The sequence below is a fragment of the Candidatus Leptofilum sp. genome, from assembly GCF_965223285.1.
GTDB lineage: Bacteria > Chloroflexota > Anaerolineae > Promineifilales > Promineifilaceae > Leptofilum.
On record NZ_OZ244997.1, the window covers coordinates 318,547 to 336,221 of the forward strand.

A 17,675-nucleotide genomic window follows, 5' to 3' on the forward strand; every position below is an offset into this window, starting at 1 on the left:
CCAATATCCGGACAGGTACTTAAGCAATAGCAGGGGTTTGGTGCAAGAAGGTATCTTCTGAGAGCTGTTGCAAGACAAAAGCAGCAACATCAGCCCGGGAAACCTGCCCGCCTCCGATTGACGGGTCCAGACCAAATTCATATTCACCCGTGGCTGGTCCGTTGGTCAGGCCGCCAGGGCGCACAATCACCCAATCCAGACCACTTTCGCGCACAAGCTGCTCTTGCCGCTCTTTGTCTTCATACGCTTTGCGCAAGACTGTTTTCACCATCATTTTGAAAGAGCGTGAAACGCGGTCGCGGCTATCCCCCACCCCTAGCGCAGAGACAACTACCAGCCGCTTGATATGTTGCTTACTCATGCCAGCAATGATGTTTTGCGTGCCGTCAGATACTACAAAATCAGGATTATGGGCGGTATTGCCCAACGAACAGCAGACGGCTTCTGATCCTGCTAGCGTTTCTTCTACCTTTTCCAGATTAAGTACATTCCCAATTACCAGATACAGTTTGTCATGGTTTACATGGAGCCGAGACGAGTCCCGCACCAGAACGGTTACTTCATGCCCAGCTTTCAATGCCTGCTTGACAATTTCTTGCCCGGTACCACCTGTTGCCCCAAATACGGCTAATTTCATCATTATGCCTCGCTTTTTTTTTACTTCTCGCGTCGCACAATTATATCAAAACGCCATTTTTGGCTATCTTGCGGGCTATGGCTTGTTGGAAACGGCCGTTTCTGATGAGGGTTGGCGCAACGGCCGTCGCAAAAAAATAAAGGCTGGCAACAGAGCAACCAGAGAAAGCACCATACCCAGCCAGTAAGGATAGCGTGGGTTTATGGCAAACACGATTCCCCCTAACGCCGTGCTAAAAATCGTTGCCAAACTAACGGTAGATTGATAGAGTCCCAGCACCCCACCCCGTACTTCCTCCGGCACTGTGCGGGTAGACAACGATTGCAGCGGCGGCATCATCAGCCCCATACCAATTGGGAACAAGATAGAACCCGGAATGCCGTGCCAGGGGGCAGTTGCAATCGCCAGGAAAAACATACCGAAGGCACGCAGGGTGCCACCAATAATCACCAAATTCGTCTCGCCCAGCCGGGGCAATACCCGCCGAATGAGCAACGTTTGGGTCAGAAATTGAGACAGCCCAACAATCGCCAATAAAATGCCAATGCCTAAATCCACAATTCGGTCACTGTAGTCAGCAAAAAGCACCGCATCTCCGAAAAGGGCAAACGTTGCCTGCAACAACCCAAGTGCAAACTGGCCAATGAAAGCAATTAATAAAATTGCCAACAGGGGCGTGTTGCGGACCACTTCCGCTGGGGCAATACCGCCTTGCCGCACCGCTCGGTTTTTGATGCGCTGCTCGAGGGTAAGCGTTTCTTTGAGCGTTAGCCATGTCAAGATAACGGTAAGGCCTGCCGCGACAGCCGCCATAAAAAAGGGAATGCGCGATCCAAATACGGAAGAAAGCGTTCCCCCTAACGCCGGTCCAAACACAAAGCCCAAGCCAAAGGCAGCAAAGATGTAGCCCAATGATTCCGTACGCTTTTCTGGCGGGGTGATGTCAGTGATGTACGCCTGAGCCACAATGATGTTACCGCCTGTGATGCCGTCTAGGATGCGGGCAATAAACAGGATCGTGACGTTTGGGGCTGCACCGATGAGAATGAAGCTGAGCACGGTGCCAATTTGGCTAATGATGAGGATGGGAATACGGCCGTATTTATCTGACAACCGCCCAATAATCGGCCCAGCTAAAAATTGAGCTGCAAAGAAGGAAGAAAGCAGCAGCACATTGTATTCTGGCCGAATTTCAAACTCCCGTTGCGCATAAAGCAACAAAATGGGCAACGCCATCGCTGCCCCGAGCATCTGCACAAACACGATGAGCAAAATGGTGAGCAGCCGTCGGTCAATATTTCTAAAATTCATGGGTAAATGGGCTGCACAGTGAGCTGGCAGCCTCTCCTTGTTGTTTCTGGTTGGGCAGCTAATTATCGGACGGGTTTGTTGTGGGAGGTGGTGATTTGGAAGCGGCCGTTTCTTCCCTAGTATCAGTCACAATCATGCTTTCTTGTAGGCGGGCAATATGTAGCTGATCGAGCCGCTGTTCGTATTGAAGGCCAATCTCGTCAAAATAGCCTGATAAATCCCGCCACGCCGTTGCCATTTGGGTGCGCGTGCGAGCCATCATCTCATCCTCTTGCTTGCGCCGCAGCCACCGCCAGCTAGAGCGCAAAATATGGCGCACATTGGCCACAACCTCCTGTGCCAACTGCGTTAGCGGACTGATTGTTAGCTCGTCCAAGACCTGGTGCAGTGCCTGCGCAGCCAACGCCGCCCCTTCCTGGTGCGCTAAATCGCCTCGTTCGATCATCTTGTCCAGCAAATAGGCACGATGCCAATATAAACTGAGCTTGTCTGTCGCCTCTTTCACTGTGAGGAAGTACAAAATAGTGCGGTAGGTGCGCTTAAGCAGCAGCCAAACCAGCTCCAGCGGCCACAACAGGCAACCTACGCAGCTAATCTGCCCCCTATTAATTTGGCGAACGATTTCTGGAGGAAGGGTACGGCCGTTTCGCTTGGCAATTGCCTGCGGCATCCGCCGCTTAAAAATCCACTCAAACAGCAAATCGACTAAAGGAATCGGGATGAGAATCGCCAAACCGGCCAGCGTGGCATCAACGTAAATCGCCCAATCAAATTTCTCGTCTCGTAAATCAGACTCCAATCTCTAATCTCCACTCTCTAAATGTTGCGTTGGCTTCGGCCACGATGAGTCTAAAAAAGTCTGAATCTCAATCAAATACCCATTGGGATCACGCACAAAGCATTGGTAGATGTTGAATTTCTCATTCAGCGTTGGTGGTTTTTCGATGGCCACCCCCTGCCCCACCAGATATTCATGCCACCCATCCACGTCTGGGGTCACCAGGGTGAGCATGATGTTGTTGGTCGCTGGTAGCGCATCCATGTGCTGCCCCAATGTCTGGCAAAATCCCAAATAAGCATCCCCACCACTGGCGTAAATGCGGCAGCTACCCTGATCCAGCACCAGCTTCAGGCCAAGGATTTGTTCGTAGAAGACGGCCGTTTCTGCTAAATCTTGCGCGTGCAAAAACGTTATCTGCTGTTCAATTGGGGGTCTATATTTCATAAAAATGGCTATGCGAATTCTATTGAGTTAAACAAGGTTTGGCAAATATAGCTGATCGTGTCGTATTGTCCATAGTCTATGTATTATCAATGATGAAAATTTCACACTTCTTTCCACCCCTCTACGTTGCCGGATCAGCTCTTCGTGGAATCAAATGGTTCAGAATTAGCGACCTTGAATCCCTACCTATGCTTCGTGCTATTCAATCAAAGATGAGTGTAAAATATGATTAATATATCGACTACGGAGAGAAAAGTGACAAGAGAAGCAAGACATATACGACCATTCCACCCAACCGATCAAGATGCAACCAAAAAACTCATCCTTAATGGTTTGACTGACCATTGGGGCACACTCGATCCCACACTTAATCCTGATCTCAACAACATCTCCCGAAGTTATCAGGGGGGAACTTTTTTATTGGTCATCATAGATAGCGAAATTGTTGGCTGTGGGGCATTAATCCAAGAAAAAGGGGCAAAGAGAATTGGCCGTATCGTCCGGATGTCAGTCAAAAAAGAAAATCGCCGACAAGGGATTGGGCAGCTACTTTTGAAACACCTGGAAACGGCCGCCAAACGCCGCAAATTTAATAAAATCGTCCTCGAAACCACCGAAACCTGGCATAACGCGATTACCTTCTACCAAACCAACGGCTACACAATCATCGGCTACTGGGGCGGCGATACTCACTTTGAGAAAATAATTTAATCACCTGCATACCAAAACGCCTGCACACGCTGATCCATCGAATTGCGCTTAGACCAAGTATAAAAACTGATCCAACCAAATGAAAACAGCACTCCCATCCCGGCAAATAGTACGGTCGTCTGGTTCAATCCCCACATCGGTGAATCCTGGAAAATCCCCGCCAGCAAAGTCGAAATGGATTGCGTCAACGTTAACATCGCAAACTCAAAGGCAAACACCCGTCCCCGGTACCTGTCTGGCACCACAATTTGCAATAAAACGGCCGAAAACACCCATATCGTCCCACTGCCAACCGTCCGCACCAGCGTTGCCAGCAAAAACAAACCGAAAGTCGGCGCAACGCCCAGCCCCCAAATCCCAACCGATACCAGTACCATGCCAATTGCTGAACCCAAAATCAACCTTGGCGGACGACTGCCCAACAGCCGCCGCATGAACAACGGCCCCAAGCCAGTCCCCAAACCGCTAATGACATAAATAATGCCCAGCGAGGCTGTCCCTCCGTCTTCAATTCGAAACGTTTCTGCAAGAGGAAAAATCGTCAAAGGAAACACATTTTCCGCAAAACTAATCTCTAATACATTCACAGCCCCCCAAACCAAAGACCCCGTCGCCTTAATTAAGCTGAGAATCAGGAGATACGGCCGTCCCCACAAATAACGAAACCCATCTACAAAATCTAGCCACCCACCCTGGCTACCTTCACCCTCTGCAGATTCTTGAACCTTCAACACAACACGGCTAATGAGCCAACCCGAAAGCAAAAAAGTAAACCCATCTAGCACAAAAGCCGTCTCTGCTCCAAAAACGGCCGCCACGATTCCACCCAGCAGCGCCCCAAGGGCCAGCATCGTGCTCCAAGTAAAGCTATCAAGTGCATTTGCCGTCACCAACTCCTTTCGGTCAACCACCATCGCTACCACGGCGGAACGCGCAGGCGTAAACAGTGCACTTAAAGCAAACTGAGCCACTGTCAGCAAGTAAAAAAGCCACACCTGCCCCGTTATCCCCACAATCAAGAAGCCCCACACCACAAATGCCCGCAAAACATCGGATACCACCATGAGCATTTTGCGGTCATACCGGTCAGCTAAAACACCAGCCAAAGGACTAAAGGCAAATAGTGGCAAAAATCGAGCCAAAAAAAGGTAGCTAATTGCTACCCCAGCGTTGCTCAACTCTGTTATCAATTCAGCTGCCGCAATCAGATTAAACCAATCACCCAACAACGAAACAACATTACCCAACCATAAATAACGGTAATCTAAATTCCGCCTTAACAGAGAAATATACTCTTGCATTAACAACCCGCTCAATTAGGAAAAATAGAGGAAAAGAGGAAAATAAAAAGGCCTCTTGGCAATGACCTACTCTCCCAGGGAGTCACCCCCCAAGTACCATCAGCGCTAGCGAGCTTAACTTCCGGGTTCGGGATGGGACCGGGTGTACCTTCGCCGCTCAAATCACCAAGAGACCTTCTTATAAACAAATTAGGTCATCTAAAACTAAATAATAATCATTCTAAAATTGCACAACGTCAGAAAACCGAATTCTCCGTATCAAGTGGAACGTAAGCCCTCGACCATTAGTACGGCTTAGCTAAATACATTACTGCACTTACACATGCCGCCTATCAAGCTAGTAGTCTTCTAGCGGTCTTACTCCAAAACGGATGAGGGATCTAATCTTAGGGCGAGCTTCCCGCTTAGATGCTTTCAGCGGTTATCCCTGCCAGACGTAGCTACCCAGCAATGCCGTTGGCACGACAACTGGCACACTAGAGGTCTGTCCACCCCGGTCCTCTCGTACTAGGGGCAGCTCCCTTCAAATCCCTTACGCCCACAGCGGATAGAGACCGACCTGTCTCACGACGGTCTGAACCCAGCTCACGTACCGCTTTAATGGGCGAACAGCCCAACCCTTGGGACCTTATCCAGCCCCAGGATGCGATGAGCCGACATCGAGGTGCCGAGCCTGGTCGTCGATGTGAACTCTTGGACCAGACTAGCCTGTTATCCCCGGAGTAGCTTTTATCCGGTAAGCCACGACCCTTCCACTCGGAATCGTGGGATCACTAAGCCCGACTTTCGTCCCTGCGCGACTCGTATGTCTTGCAGTCAAGCTCGCTTGTGCCTTTACACTCTACGGCTGGTTTCCATTCAGCCTGAGCGAACCTTTGGGCGCCTCTGTTACATTTTCGGAGGCGACCGCCCCAGTCAAACTACCCACCAGGCACTGTTCCCATGCCGGTTAACGGTCACAGGTTAGAGCCAAAACTTAGCCAGGGTGGTATTTCAACGGCGGCTCCACCGACACTAGCGTGCCAGCTTCAAAGCCTCCCACCTATCCTACACAAACTAAGCCCTAACTCAATGCCAAGCTGTAGTAAAGCTTCACGGGGTCTTTTTGTCCAGCTGCGGGTAACGCGCATCTTTACACGTACTTCAATGTTCGCCGAGTCCTTCGTTGAGACAGTGCTTCTCTCATTACGCCATTCGTGCGGGTCGGAACTTACCCGACAAGGAATTTCGCTACCTTAGGACCGTTATAGTTACGGCCGCCGTTCACTGGGGCTTCGGTTCAAAGCTTCGCACGCCGAAGCGCACTAACCTCTCCCCTTAACCTTCCAGCACTGGGCAGGCGTCAGCCCCTATACATCGTCTTTCGACTTAGCAGAGACCTGTGTTTTTGTTAAACAGTTGAAGAAGCCATTTCTCTGCGGCCTTCGCCAGCTTCGCTTAATTGCTAACCAGCAAAGGCCCCCCTTCTCCCGAAGTTACGGGGGAATTTTGCCGAATTCCTTAACGAAGGTTCTCTCGATCCCCTTGGTATACTCTACCCACCTACCAGTGTCGGTTTGCGGTACGGTTACTTAAATATCAACGCTTAGAAGATTTTCTTGGCAGCTTGGCTCAATCACTTCTGGCTCTATAGGCACCGCCATCACGCTTCAGATTCAGGGTACGGATTTGCCTATACCCATCTTTATCCTAGACGTTTAGCACCCCAATCCATTAAGGGGCTGACCTACCAAACTGCGTCCCTCCATCACTCCAAATAAGTAGTTCCGGAATATTAACCGGATATCCATCACCTACGCCTTTCGGCCTCGGCTAAGGACCGACTAACCCGACGCGGATTAACCTTCCGTCGGAAACCTTAGGTTTACGGGGAACATGTTTCTCACATGTTTTACGCTACTCATGCCAGCATTCTCACTTCTGTAAGCCGCAGATATCCTCACGGTTACCCTTGTATCTCTTACAGAACGCTCTCCTACCATCAGCAATTCAATGAATTACCAATCCGTGGCTTCGGTACTATGCTTTAGCCCCGTTACATTTTCCGCGCAAAAGCGTTTGACCAGTGAGCTATTACGCACTCTTTAAAGGATGGCTGCTTCTAAGCCAACCTCCTGGCTGTCAGAACACTCTCACATCGTTTCCCACTTAGCATAGATTTGAGGACCTTAGCCGTCGGTCTGGGTTGTTTCCCTCTTGACTATGAAACTCATCTCACATAGTCCAACTGCCGCGTTATGGAGTACAGGTATTCGGAGTTTGGTTGAGGTCGGTAAGCTTGCGCCCCCTAGCTCATCCAGTGCTCTACCCCCTGTACTAAACACGCGACGCTAGCCCTAAAGCTATTTCGGAGAGAACAAGCTATCTCCAAGTTCGTTTGGCATATCACCCCTACCCACACGTCATCCCCTAATTTTGCAACATTAGTGGGTTCGGCCCTCCACGAGAGATTAATCTCGCTTCAGCCTGCACATGGGTAGCTCACTTGGTTTCGTGTCTAATTCCAGCGACTCTATTGCCCTATTCAGACTCGCTTTCGCTGCGGCTCCGCCTGTTTCTGGCTTAACCTTGCCACTGAAATTAACTCGCTGGCTCATTCTCCAAAAGGCACGCCGTCACACCTTTGCGTTCCGAAGAACGCCATAGTGCTCCGACCGGTTGTAAGCACACGGTTTCAGGTTCTATTTCACTCCCCTTACCGGGGGTCTTTTCACCTTTCCTTCACAGTACTTGTTCACTATCGGTTGTCAAATGTATTTAGCCTTGGGAGGTGGGCCTCCCAGATTCCGACAGGGTTAGCGTGCCCCGCCGTACTCAGGAACATTGCAAAAGTTTATTCGGTTTCGCATACAGGACTGTCACCTTCTGTGGTCTAACTTTCCAGAAAAGTTTTACTGCCGAATAAATTTATCACTTTTATATGCAAGTCCTACAACCCCGTTACCATCAAGATAACGGTTTGGGCTGATCCCCTTTCGCTCGCCACTACTCAGGGAATAATCTCTTTTCCTAGGGTTACTAAGATGTTTCAGTTCACCCCGTTCCCTCTGCTATCCTATGTGTTCAGATAACAGTACCAGGGCATCGACCCCTGGTGGGTTTCCCCATTCGGACATCCTCGGATATAGCGTCTGCACACAACTCCCCGAGGCTTATCGCAGTGTACCACGTCCTTCATCGGCATTTGACACCAAGGCATCCACCGTGCGCTCTTAGTAGCTTACACACATGATACGGAGAATTCGACTTTCTCACGTACATTGTTACTTGATGCACAATTTGTAGAAATTTTGCGATTACTATTTAGTTATTAAAGAACGTAGGCTTTTACACCTTCTAGCTACATCTTTTAAGTAACTAGCTTTTGGGAAGAATAAATATTTTTCCCAAAAGCTAACAACCTAAATTTTTACCTATAAAACAAAAAATCCGGCACTTAGCCGGAGTTCATATAGAAAAATATGAAGAGGGCTAAAATGCTGTAGGTCAAAAAATAATTCGTTTAATCAAAGTTGGTTATATACCTTTAGTTTGATTATTAAATTTTAAACTGTGGAGATGAGGAGGCTCGAACTCCTGACCTCCGCCGTGCAAAGGCGGCGCTCTCCCAACTGAGCTACATCCCCAAAAAGGTGGGCCTGGTTGGACTCGAACCAACGACCTCTCCCTTATCAGAGGAACGCTCTAACCAGCTGAGCTACAGGCCCTTAGCTATTCAACAACACGGTAACAAACAAGCTGACAAGTTAATAAAGGTGCAATTTTACCTTAACCGCTGAAAAGTGATAAAAACAATAGGTAAAGTTGGGACATCTCATATTTACAAGATGTTTGACCTGGAGTGTACAAAGCTTTCCAGCTTCGCATGAACTCCTTAAAAGGAGGTGATCCAGCCGCAGCTTCCGCTACAGCTACCTTGTTACGACTTCGTCCCAGTTACCGACCCCGCCTTAGGCGGCTGCCTCCGTAAGGTTAGCCCACCGACTTCAGGCGTTGCCAACTTCCATGACGTGACGGGCGGTGTGTACAAGACCCGGGAACGTATTCACCGCACTGTTGCTGACGCGCGGTTACTAGCAACTCCGACTTCATGCAGGCGAGTTGCAGCCTACAATCCGAACTGAGACCGGCTTTGGGGGATTGGCTCCGCCTCGCGGCTTGGCAACCCATTGTACCGGCCATTGTAGCGTGTGTGTAGCCCAGGACATAAAGGCCATGCTGACTTGACGTCATCCCCACCTTCCTCCGGCTTATCACCGGCAGTCTCGTTAGACACATGTAACTAACGACGAGGGTTGCGCTCGTTACAGGACTTAACCTAACACCTCACGGCACGAGCTGACGACAGCCATGCAGCACCTGTATAGCCTCCCCGAAGGGTCGTTTATCTTTCGATTCACTACCAGCTATATGTCAAGCCCTGGTAAGGTTCTTCGCGTAGCCTCGAATTAAACCACACGCTCCGCTGCTTGTGCGGGTCCCCGTCAATTCCTTTGAGTTTTAGCCTTGCGGCCGTAGTCCCCAGGCGGTCAACTTAATGCGTTAGCTACAGCACAGAAGGGGTCAATAACCTCCTACGCCTAGTTGACATCGTTTACAGCTAGGAATACCGGGGTTTCTAATCCCGTTCTCTCCCCTAGCTTTCGCATCTGAGCGTCAGGAATGGCCCAGAGAGCCGCCTTCGCCACTGGTGTTCCTCCCGATATCTACGCATTTCACCACTACACCGGGAATTCCACTCTCCTCTACCATCCTCAAGTTTTCTAGTTTCGAACGGCCTCTCCCAGTTGGGCCGGGAGCTTTCACGTCCGACTTAAAAAACCGCCTGCATGCGCTTTACGCCCAGTAAATCCGGATAACGCTCGCCTCCTACGTTTTACCGCGGCTGCTGGCACGTAGTTAGCCGAGACTTATTCCTGGGGTACCGTCCTTTCTCTTCCCCCAGAAAAGGAGTTTACAACCCGAAGGCCTTCATCCTCCACGCGGTGTTGCTGCCTCAGACTTTCGTCCATTGGGCAATATTCCTTGCTGCTGCTACCCGCAGGTATCTGGTCCGTGTCTCAGTACCAGTGTGGGGGGTCACGCTCTCACGCCCCCTACCCGTCTCTGCCTTGGTAAGCCATTACCTTACCAACAAGCTGATGGGCCGCAGGCCCCTCCCGGAGCGCCGGAACTTTAGTCATTGCTTTCTAAATGCAAAGACATCTGGGGTATTAGCCACCGTTTCCAGTGGTTGTCCCCCTCTCCGGGGCAGGTCACCTACGTGTTACTCACCCGTTCGCCACTCTCACCTTCAGACGAATCCAAAGGATCCCGTTCGACTTGCATGCATTAGGCACACCGCTAGCGTTCATCCTGAGCCAGGATCAAACTCTCCATAAAGAGAATTTATATCCGTGGTATTACCACAGAACTACTTTTGATTTGACTCTTGAACCCAAGCTTTACTGTCTTGTTTTCATCACTTTTCAGTTGTCAAGGTGCAACACAAGTTACCATGCTATCCACTGTTATCAACAGTATAGAGAACAAAAAACGACTCTGAGCGAGCCGCTTCATTTCTTACTACTTCTCTGATGCTCTTAAGCTGGGTGTGAACTTGTGATGGATGTTTTGCCTTTTGCAACGACATCCGCTGTAATCAACAGCGCAGTAATTTACCATAGTCTATTTGTGCTGTCAAGAACAATTTTCAATTTGCTTGATGTGATTTTTTGAAGTTATCTATATCACATCAACGAGGCGGGATTATAACTATGGCAGTTTCCAGTGTCAAGCTAAATTACAAGCTATTTTTAGATTTGTCTGACATTTCATCTGCTTAGCTACACCTTGCCCTGCACTCTCGCGACTTTGTATACCTTATTATATATGGGGGTTTTTGGCGATTTCAAATGAGATCACAATTTTTTCAATCTATTACATATATCTTGCTAGATCATCAGGTGTTTTACCCGCATTCAGCTATGTTTTGATGATTATGAGGGCGATTTGCACGTAAAACGAGCTGCACATGAATGGCTCAGCGATCGATCAAAAGATCATGTGTGAAGTTCAATAATTTGCTTGCGCAAGTCTTCTGCGGTTTCAAATTGTTGCATTAGGGGATGGTCTTCGATGAGCTGCTCTAGGAGGGCTAGTGCCAAGCTAAAGGTTTGGCTGCGATTAGCACCGAACACAGCATTTAATGTGCCGTGGGAACGGCCGAGTTCAATTACTTGTTGCGGTGATACGCGGATTGATGTCCAACTTGGCTCTTTTTCATCTTTTGTGGGCAATGGTAAATCCCAAAGGAGATAGAGTGATTCCAGATCGGTGATACCCTCTGGCATTTCGCGATTGCGATCGGCAACGGCCCGACGCAGTGCTTCCAGACGGGCTGAAAGAACAGAAATTGAGAGATCAGGAATGTCGGCACGGCTGATGGCGTCGCCCAAAAGACCAGCTAGCTGTTTCATCTGCTTCTTCTGGGATTTAGCCAGAGCGACGTAAACATTTTGCCGGCTCACGTTGCGTGACGGCCGTCCTCTCTTCGGTTTTTCTTTAAGGAGAGCTGCTAATGTACTGGCACGCTCTTTGGCGTCACTCTCTGATTTTTCGTTTTTTTGGCTCATGACCCTCGTTTATTCTGATGCTCGCCGGTAATCGTCATGTTGCTCCAAAAACGCATTGACAAATTGCTCATCAATTTGTGAGAGATTGTCGTGCGTTAGAAACTCCAGGCAGAGATGCAAACACAATAAGCATATGCTGCGAGGATAGCCACGTGTTTCCCGCCAAATCGGCAAGATAGCCTCGTCTGTAAACAAAACGCCTTGTTTAGAGTCACGGCCCGCTGCCAACAGACGATATTCGATTAGAGATTTGGTATCGTCTGGGGTAAGTGGGTCGAGTGATGAGCGCGTTGCCACCCTATCATTGAAGTCTGGCGATTCACGGAGGTTTATATCTAGCTCTGGCCGCCCTAATAAAACTAGCTGATACGCTTTGCCACCGCGTGGGTCTCTGAAGTTGAGCAGGCGGCGTAATTCGACAAACTGCTCTGGACTAAGCTCATGAGCCTCATCAACGATAATGAGTGGCAATACCCCCCTTTCGCTTTCTTCAACCAAAAAGGCACGAAATTCGTTGAGCTGATCCTCAGTGGCGCGGCGGGTGCGCAGGCCAAATTCAGCCGCTATGCGCCGCAAGAGAAGCAGCCCGCTCTTCTTAGGGGCCTCATCAATCTTGGCGGCTGTAAAGTCGGGCCGTCTATCATACCGACTGTGAAACCACGAAGCGAGTGTTGTTTTGCCTGTGCCAATTTCACCAACGATGACTGAAGCCCCCTGCCCAGCTTCCACCATGTAGCTCACCTTGGACAGTGCGCGTCTGGTTTCTGTGGATAAGTACATAAATCTGGGGTCTGCTTCAATGGTGAACGGGGGAACAACAACCCCTAGCCTATCCCAATCGGGGGAGTATTGATTGAAATCAAGTGTAAAAGGTGTCGATTCGCTCATTGTAATATAGTATACAAGTCAGTTTCGGTTGTCAATAGTAAGATAAACAGCACATCTTTGGGTAGTTAGGCATATAAAAGTTTCAAAACACAAATCTATATGCTATAGATTGGTTGACATAGTCTATTTATTCTGATAGACTGGCACCAATTACGGATTATGTATATCAAAAAGGCGAAATATAGGCATAACTGTGTGGATATATGCAGAGCTAAATCTATAAGCTCTAGTTGCTGTCTGCAAGCAAGTTACGACTCTATTCAAACGGTTTGCTGGTTGCGTACTTAGAGTGATGTTTTAGGGGTGTGCAATTACGGCCGTTTCCCGCCACTGTAACTAAATCTGTGAGGTTGTTCGCCTGATATTTAACTTCGCGAACGAATAAAAAAAGGCCAAGCGTTTAAACGCCTGGCCTTGATTTGTATAAGCAAGCTACCATTTCAGACTGTTTTGGTGCCGCCAACACCTTTTTAGACAGTGCCCCTTAATTGGGGAGGGGGATTTTTTGTCCCCAGGTAGCTCACTAATGCTGGGTAGAAGCATATCATAGGGCTGACAGCCTGTCAATGAATCGCTCGGACGAGCCAATGTTGATAGGTGTGGTTAAGGTTGCCTTCTGCCCACGAAGTTGAGCCTTTTGTGGGCAAGTTGGGTTCTGCTATTTCGAGCGAGCTGCAAGCCGCACAGCAGCGTTTGCTGCAAATGCGGGCGCAGCTTCACGCTTCCCGTGCTCGGTCTGGGGGGCAGCAGACTTCCCTGTTTGAGACGAAGAAGAATGCGGAACGGCCGTCCACAAACAGTCTCCCCTTTGCTCAGTTACCCTCTCACCTTGGTTGGGAAAGCACAGCCGTTACGCAATCTGTTCGGGGAGAGCAGCCACAACAAACTATTCATCCTGGCGAAACGGCCGTTTCAGCTTCAATGGAAACGGCCGTTTCTCATGCCCCTACCCTGCCCAAAACTATCAAACTGTATCCAGATATCGCAATTGGCTTGTTAAGACAAGAGCAAGCAGCAGCGGGCCGTCTTTGGCTGCTGCTGCAAGCAGTAGACCTAGCAAACTGTGGCTGGGTAGATGAAAGTAAGGCAAGGCAGCTATTGGCCAGCAAGCGAGGCAAGCTGCGTTTTTGTGGGGCGCGACAACTCCGAAACTTATTGGCTCGGGGTGAAGATACTTTTTGGGTGCGACGGAACGGCCGTATCTGGCTGCGATCGGTTACAAAGGTGGCCATTGCTCTGGGTATTCCTCGACTAAAAATGCGTCCGGTGGCATTGCCGATTTCGGTATTGCGGCAGAAGATTGGCACCGTACGCGCGCATCTGTACGCAGCGTTTCACAGCAGCCGTACTCAGGCCAACCAACCCAGAAAGCCAATTGCCCGAACGACAATTGAAAACGTGACGAACGTTCAGCCACGCACCCAACGCCGCTACGAACGCCAGGCGAAAGTGCAGCGGCAAGCACAGTTTGCCATCGGCACAGCAGCGACCACAGACAGTTTACAGATGCGCGGCTGGGAGCAAGGACAAGCCACGTTTACTTTTAAAGATTTCAATGGGCAGCTAGGGCCACAGGGAAAAAGTTTTGTGGCCTGGCAGCTACCAAACAGCTACGTTGGGCCACATGCCCAACTGCCAAAAGGACGCCAAAAGCGGATCAATCGGACGTTGACAGACCTGTTTATGCAAGGGATAACGGGGAACGGTCAACATCCATCGGTCACGCGGCGTTTTTTTGACAACGGCCGTCAAGCAGCAAAAGCATACCTGAGAAATCCCGAACAAGATCATTACTGGCGTGGGGTTGGCAACGGCTCTTTCGGCGATGCTCAACACAAGCGTTACCAACTGTGGCACGTGATGGAAAATTGCAATTTAAGCTAGTTAATATTTTTTTGAGTTCATGCGGAAAAAATGATCCGCCTTTCTAGGGATAAAATGATATTATTGGCGAATGATTAAAAAACCAGATATTCACGTTCTTGACCTAAATTTTCAGGGATTGTCAGAAATAACGGCCGCTTACCTCGTTGTTGGACCCACTGGCCCAATTTTGATTGAAACAGGCCCTGGCTCCACGCTAGACACGCTTTTAAACCAAATTCGACAGCACGGTTTTGAGCCTGAGCAAATAGAGCATGTACTGGTCACCCACATTCACCTGGACCATGCCGGTGCGGCGGGCTGGTGGGCACAGCAAGGTGCCCAAGTTTACGTCCACAGTTTTGGGGCACGGCATCTCGTTGCTCCAGACAAATTACTGGCCAGTGCTAAACGCATCTATGGCGACATGATGGATTCACTTTGGGGGGAAATGCTGCCTGCCCCAGCAGAAAATGTGACGGAGGTTTTTGACAATGATGTTTTGGAAGTGGCTGGTCTGAAAATCACTGCGCTAGAAACGCCAGGGCATGCGCGGCACCATCACGTGTATGTGATGGGCGATGTGGCGTTTACTGGGGATGCAGCGGCCGTTCGCTTGCCAGCCTTTAATTTGCCAGATATTCCTGCACCGCCACCAGAATTTGATTTGGAAACATGGGAATCAACTTTGGATCGACTTCTATCACACAATTTTCAGCAGATTTACCCAACTCATTTTGGCCGCGTGGATGATGTTGAGGCTCACTTGCTAGGTGTGAAGTGGTTAGTACGAGAAACGGCCGTCTTCATCCAACAAAAATTGCAAGATGGACTAACCCGGGACGATATTGTGACTGCTTATGAAAGCTGGTTTGCCAACCGTGCCAGATCGGCTGGATTGTCTGACAAGGCCATTGCCCAATATGCAGCAGCCAACCCACTGTACATGAGCGTGGATGGCATCATGCGTTACTGGCAAAAACGGGCGAAGGTATAACCGGAACGTTTAGGGTAACGCGTGTGAACTGGTGTGCGGCCGTATTTACTACCACTTCGCCACCCACCACAGCCATCATTGTGCTATGCAAGGCCAAGCCCTGGCCAGACCCAGCAGTGTCGCTGTTGCCTAGTCCGACTCCATTGTCATTTATGGCAATGGTTAGTTGATCGGTGTGCTGTATGGTGATAGTGAGAGTTAACGGCCGTTCCGCTTGGCCACCCCTACCATGTTTAGCCGCATTCCGCACCACTTCTCGCGCCGCGTAAAAGACGACTTCGGCCGTGAGCGTTGGCAATGTTTTGGCTGCTACTTTGGCCTCTGGGGAAATATTCCAACCAACTTCGTCAAACACAGTTGAAAATTCATTCTCTACCACGCGCTGAAAGGCAGTGATGAAGCCCAACCGCGCTACCTCGGGGGCAGTGGTAGTGGGCATGTCGTGCAGCAGGTCAGAGATTTGTTTGTGGGCATCAGTCATGAGCTTGAGTGCGAGGTCTGTCTTCTCATTCCCAGCCTGCCCGTTGGCAGCGGCACCACTTAGGGCGATGAGTGCCGCCTGAATGTCCGGCAGAATGTCATCGTGCAGAACCCGCCGTGTTTTTTGGTCAATAATTTGGGATTGAGCCAGCCGCTGCCGCTGAATTTCCATGAGGCGACGGGACATTTCGGCACTGGCGTGGGTATCTATGAGACGCTCGCTGATGACGCGGGCAATTTCGATCTCTTCTTGGGTGTATAGGCCCCGGTCACTTTTTTCGCCTAGCAGCAGCACACCAGAAAGCCCTCGTTCACTCCAGAGGGGGATGGCCCAGATCGCCGCACCAAACTCATCGGCGTCCAGCGAGATCATCTCGTTTTCGTCGCCGCTGAAGCGGTCAGTGATGTTGGCAAGTGAGGGTAATGGTGAAGCTGAGGCTGGGTAGCTGATTGGCGACTCAACTAGCGGCGCCATTGGCCCCAGCGCAGCAAGATAAGCCACCCGGGCATCCAACACATCGGCACAGAGGGCATAAAATGGAGTTATAAAATCCACCTCTTGCGGGTCGGTTTGGGCGATGAGCTGCTCTACGAGGCGGTTGCTGGCAACAAACGGCCGTAACTGGGCAATGTACCGTTCCCGTTCGGCAAAGGTGCGCCAGCTTACCATGGCAAAAAAGAAGGTCATCAGCATGGCGGTGAGAAGAAGGGAGTATAACGGCCGTAACTGCACCGCAATCGTGCCGCCAATGGCAATACCATACCCAATGGCTAACATCACCGCCTGCCGCCACTGCCGTTTTAGCCCACCGCGTGGCAATGTTTTACCTGTAAAAACCTCATATGAGACAACCGCCCGCCCTAGCAACACAATCACTACGGCAATAATGCTGGAGATAAGCAGATCCAAAATGGCAATAGTAAGCTGTGCTTCCAGATAAATTTCCAAAAAGGTGCGCTGGCGGGCATCCTGCACAATCCACAGCACCACACCCGTAACCAGCAGCGTCACCACCATGAGTGCCAGCGAAGCGGATGAGAGCCACGGCTGGGCCCGCCGCCTAGCCACTAAACCCATGACCCGGCGAGAAGTGGCCGGTTGGCGCAAGGCATCTAGCGACAGCCCAATGCACAGCAAAACGTAGGCAGAATAGCCTGCCGCTAGCAGCGGAATACCAGCAATGGAGTAGCGAATAAAGCCACGCAGCGGATTTAATTCTGGTGCGGGGAAAGCTAGCAACACGACACCGGCAAACAAAGCCGCCAGCCCAAACAGCAACATCCCAGTGGTCACAACGAGCCAAATCCGTTGCCGCCGATACAGTCGATTGCGGGGAACGTTCCAGTAGCCTGCGTACCATAGCATGATGATGTACCAGGCAAACGGCAGCATGATCGCCGGAACCAGTCCCGCCGTCCACCAAAAAATCATGTTGCGCCACGTGAGATTGGTAAGCCCTAGGCCAATGATGGCAGTGTGACTGACGAAGAACAGCGCACCAAGCAGCAGGCCAACCGTGGCAATCCACACGCCCCAATCCCGCCGCTCTGAGTTGAAGACAACGGTTAGCCCCAGCCAAGTAAGCAGGATGGTGTTGAAGAGGCTTACGGCCATGATGGCCCAGTCGAGGAGGAGGATATCGCTCAT

General features: G+C 50.2%; 11 protein-coding genes, 2 tRNA genes and 3 rRNA genes. 3 read left to right on the top strand and 13 right to left on the bottom strand.

Annotated elements, in window-relative coordinates:
- Positions 1–19: 19 nt before the first annotated feature.
- The 4 genes from ACOQPU_RS01920 to ACOQPU_RS01935 form a co-directional block, all read right to left on the bottom strand.
- Positions 20–640, bottom strand: coding sequence for an NAD(P)-dependent oxidoreductase (locus tag ACOQPU_RS01920; protein ID WP_420643446.1), 621 nt, complete (start codon positions 638–640; stop codon positions 20–22).
- A 72-nt stretch (positions 641–712) separates the two neighbouring features.
- Positions 713–1,948: an MFS transporter gene (locus ACOQPU_RS01925; RefSeq protein WP_420643447.1), complete on the bottom strand. Its 1,236-nt coding sequence runs from the start codon at positions 1,946–1,948 to the stop codon at positions 713–715.
- 58 nt (positions 1,949–2,006) lie between these two features.
- Positions 2,007–2,747 (bottom strand): hypothetical protein, encoded by a 741-nt coding sequence (locus tag ACOQPU_RS01930; protein ID WP_420643448.1) that lies wholly within the window; start codon positions 2,745–2,747, stop codon positions 2,007–2,009.
- Positions 2,748–2,750: 3 nt separating this feature from the next.
- The gene (locus tag ACOQPU_RS01935; protein WP_420643449.1) at positions 2,751–3,173 is read right to left on the bottom strand and encodes a VOC family protein; all 423 of its coding nucleotides are present in this window, start codon (positions 3,171–3,173) and stop codon (positions 2,751–2,753) included.
- 225 nt (positions 3,174–3,398) lie between these two features.
- On the opposite strand from ACOQPU_RS01935, the gene ACOQPU_RS01940 reads away from it, so the two are divergent.
- Positions 3,399–3,884: a GNAT family N-acetyltransferase gene (locus ACOQPU_RS01940; RefSeq protein ID WP_420643450.1), complete on the top strand. Its 486-nt coding sequence runs from the start codon at positions 3,399–3,401 to the stop codon at positions 3,882–3,884.
- On the opposite strand, the gene ACOQPU_RS01945 is transcribed toward ACOQPU_RS01940, so the two are convergent.
- The 8 genes from ACOQPU_RS01945 to ACOQPU_RS01980 form a co-directional block, all read right to left on the bottom strand.
- Positions 3,881–5,185: an MFS transporter gene (locus tag ACOQPU_RS01945; RefSeq protein WP_420643451.1), complete on the bottom strand. Its 1,305-nt coding sequence runs from the start codon at positions 5,183–5,185 to the stop codon at positions 3,881–3,883. The genes ACOQPU_RS01940 and ACOQPU_RS01945 overlap by 4 nt on opposite strands.
- 53 nt (positions 5,186–5,238) lie before the next feature.
- Positions 5,239–5,355, bottom strand: a 5S ribosomal RNA gene (gene rrf / locus ACOQPU_RS01950).
- Between the two features lie 95 nt (positions 5,356–5,450).
- Positions 5,451–8,411: ribosomal RNA gene (locus ACOQPU_RS01955) — 23S ribosomal RNA — on the bottom strand.
- Between the two features lie 327 nt (positions 8,412–8,738).
- Positions 8,739–8,811: transfer RNA gene (locus tag ACOQPU_RS01960), tRNA-Ala, on the bottom strand.
- A gap of 7 nt (positions 8,812–8,818) precedes the next feature.
- Positions 8,819–8,892 (bottom strand) — tRNA-Ile (locus ACOQPU_RS01965).
- Positions 8,893–9,062: 170 nt separating this feature from the next.
- Positions 9,063–10,567, bottom strand: a 16S ribosomal RNA gene (locus ACOQPU_RS01970).
- Together the 16S, 23S and 5S rRNA genes with 2 tRNA genes alongside form the textbook arrangement of a ribosomal RNA operon.
- A 659-nt stretch (positions 10,568–11,226) precedes the next feature.
- A complete protein-coding gene (locus tag ACOQPU_RS01975) occupies positions 11,227–11,799 on the bottom strand; it encodes a hypothetical protein (RefSeq protein ID WP_420643452.1) in 573 nt (190 codons plus the stop codon).
- 9 nt (positions 11,800–11,808) lie between these two features.
- Positions 11,809–12,579 (bottom strand): ExeA family protein, encoded by a 771-nt coding sequence (locus ACOQPU_RS01980; RefSeq protein ID WP_420643453.1) that lies wholly within the window; start codon positions 12,577–12,579, stop codon positions 11,809–11,811.
- Between the two features lie 717 nt (positions 12,580–13,296).
- On the opposite strand from ACOQPU_RS01980, the gene ACOQPU_RS01985 reads away from it, so the two are divergent.
- Together ACOQPU_RS01985 and ACOQPU_RS01990 are read left to right on the top strand one after the other, a co-directional pair.
- A complete protein-coding gene (locus ACOQPU_RS01985; protein WP_420643454.1) occupies positions 13,297–14,571 on the top strand; it encodes a hypothetical protein in 1,275 nt (424 codons plus the stop codon).
- Positions 14,572–14,641: 70 nt separating this feature from the next.
- Positions 14,642–15,547: an MBL fold metallo-hydrolase gene (locus ACOQPU_RS01990; protein ID WP_420643455.1), complete on the top strand. Its 906-nt coding sequence runs from the start codon at positions 14,642–14,644 to the stop codon at positions 15,545–15,547.
- Here ACOQPU_RS01990 and ACOQPU_RS01995 read toward each other — a convergent pair.
- Positions 15,513–17,675 (bottom strand): sensor histidine kinase, encoded by a 2,163-nt coding sequence (locus ACOQPU_RS01995; protein ID WP_420643456.1) that lies wholly within the window; start codon positions 17,673–17,675, stop codon positions 15,513–15,515. The two genes, ACOQPU_RS01990 and ACOQPU_RS01995, sit on opposite strands and share 35 nt — an antisense overlap.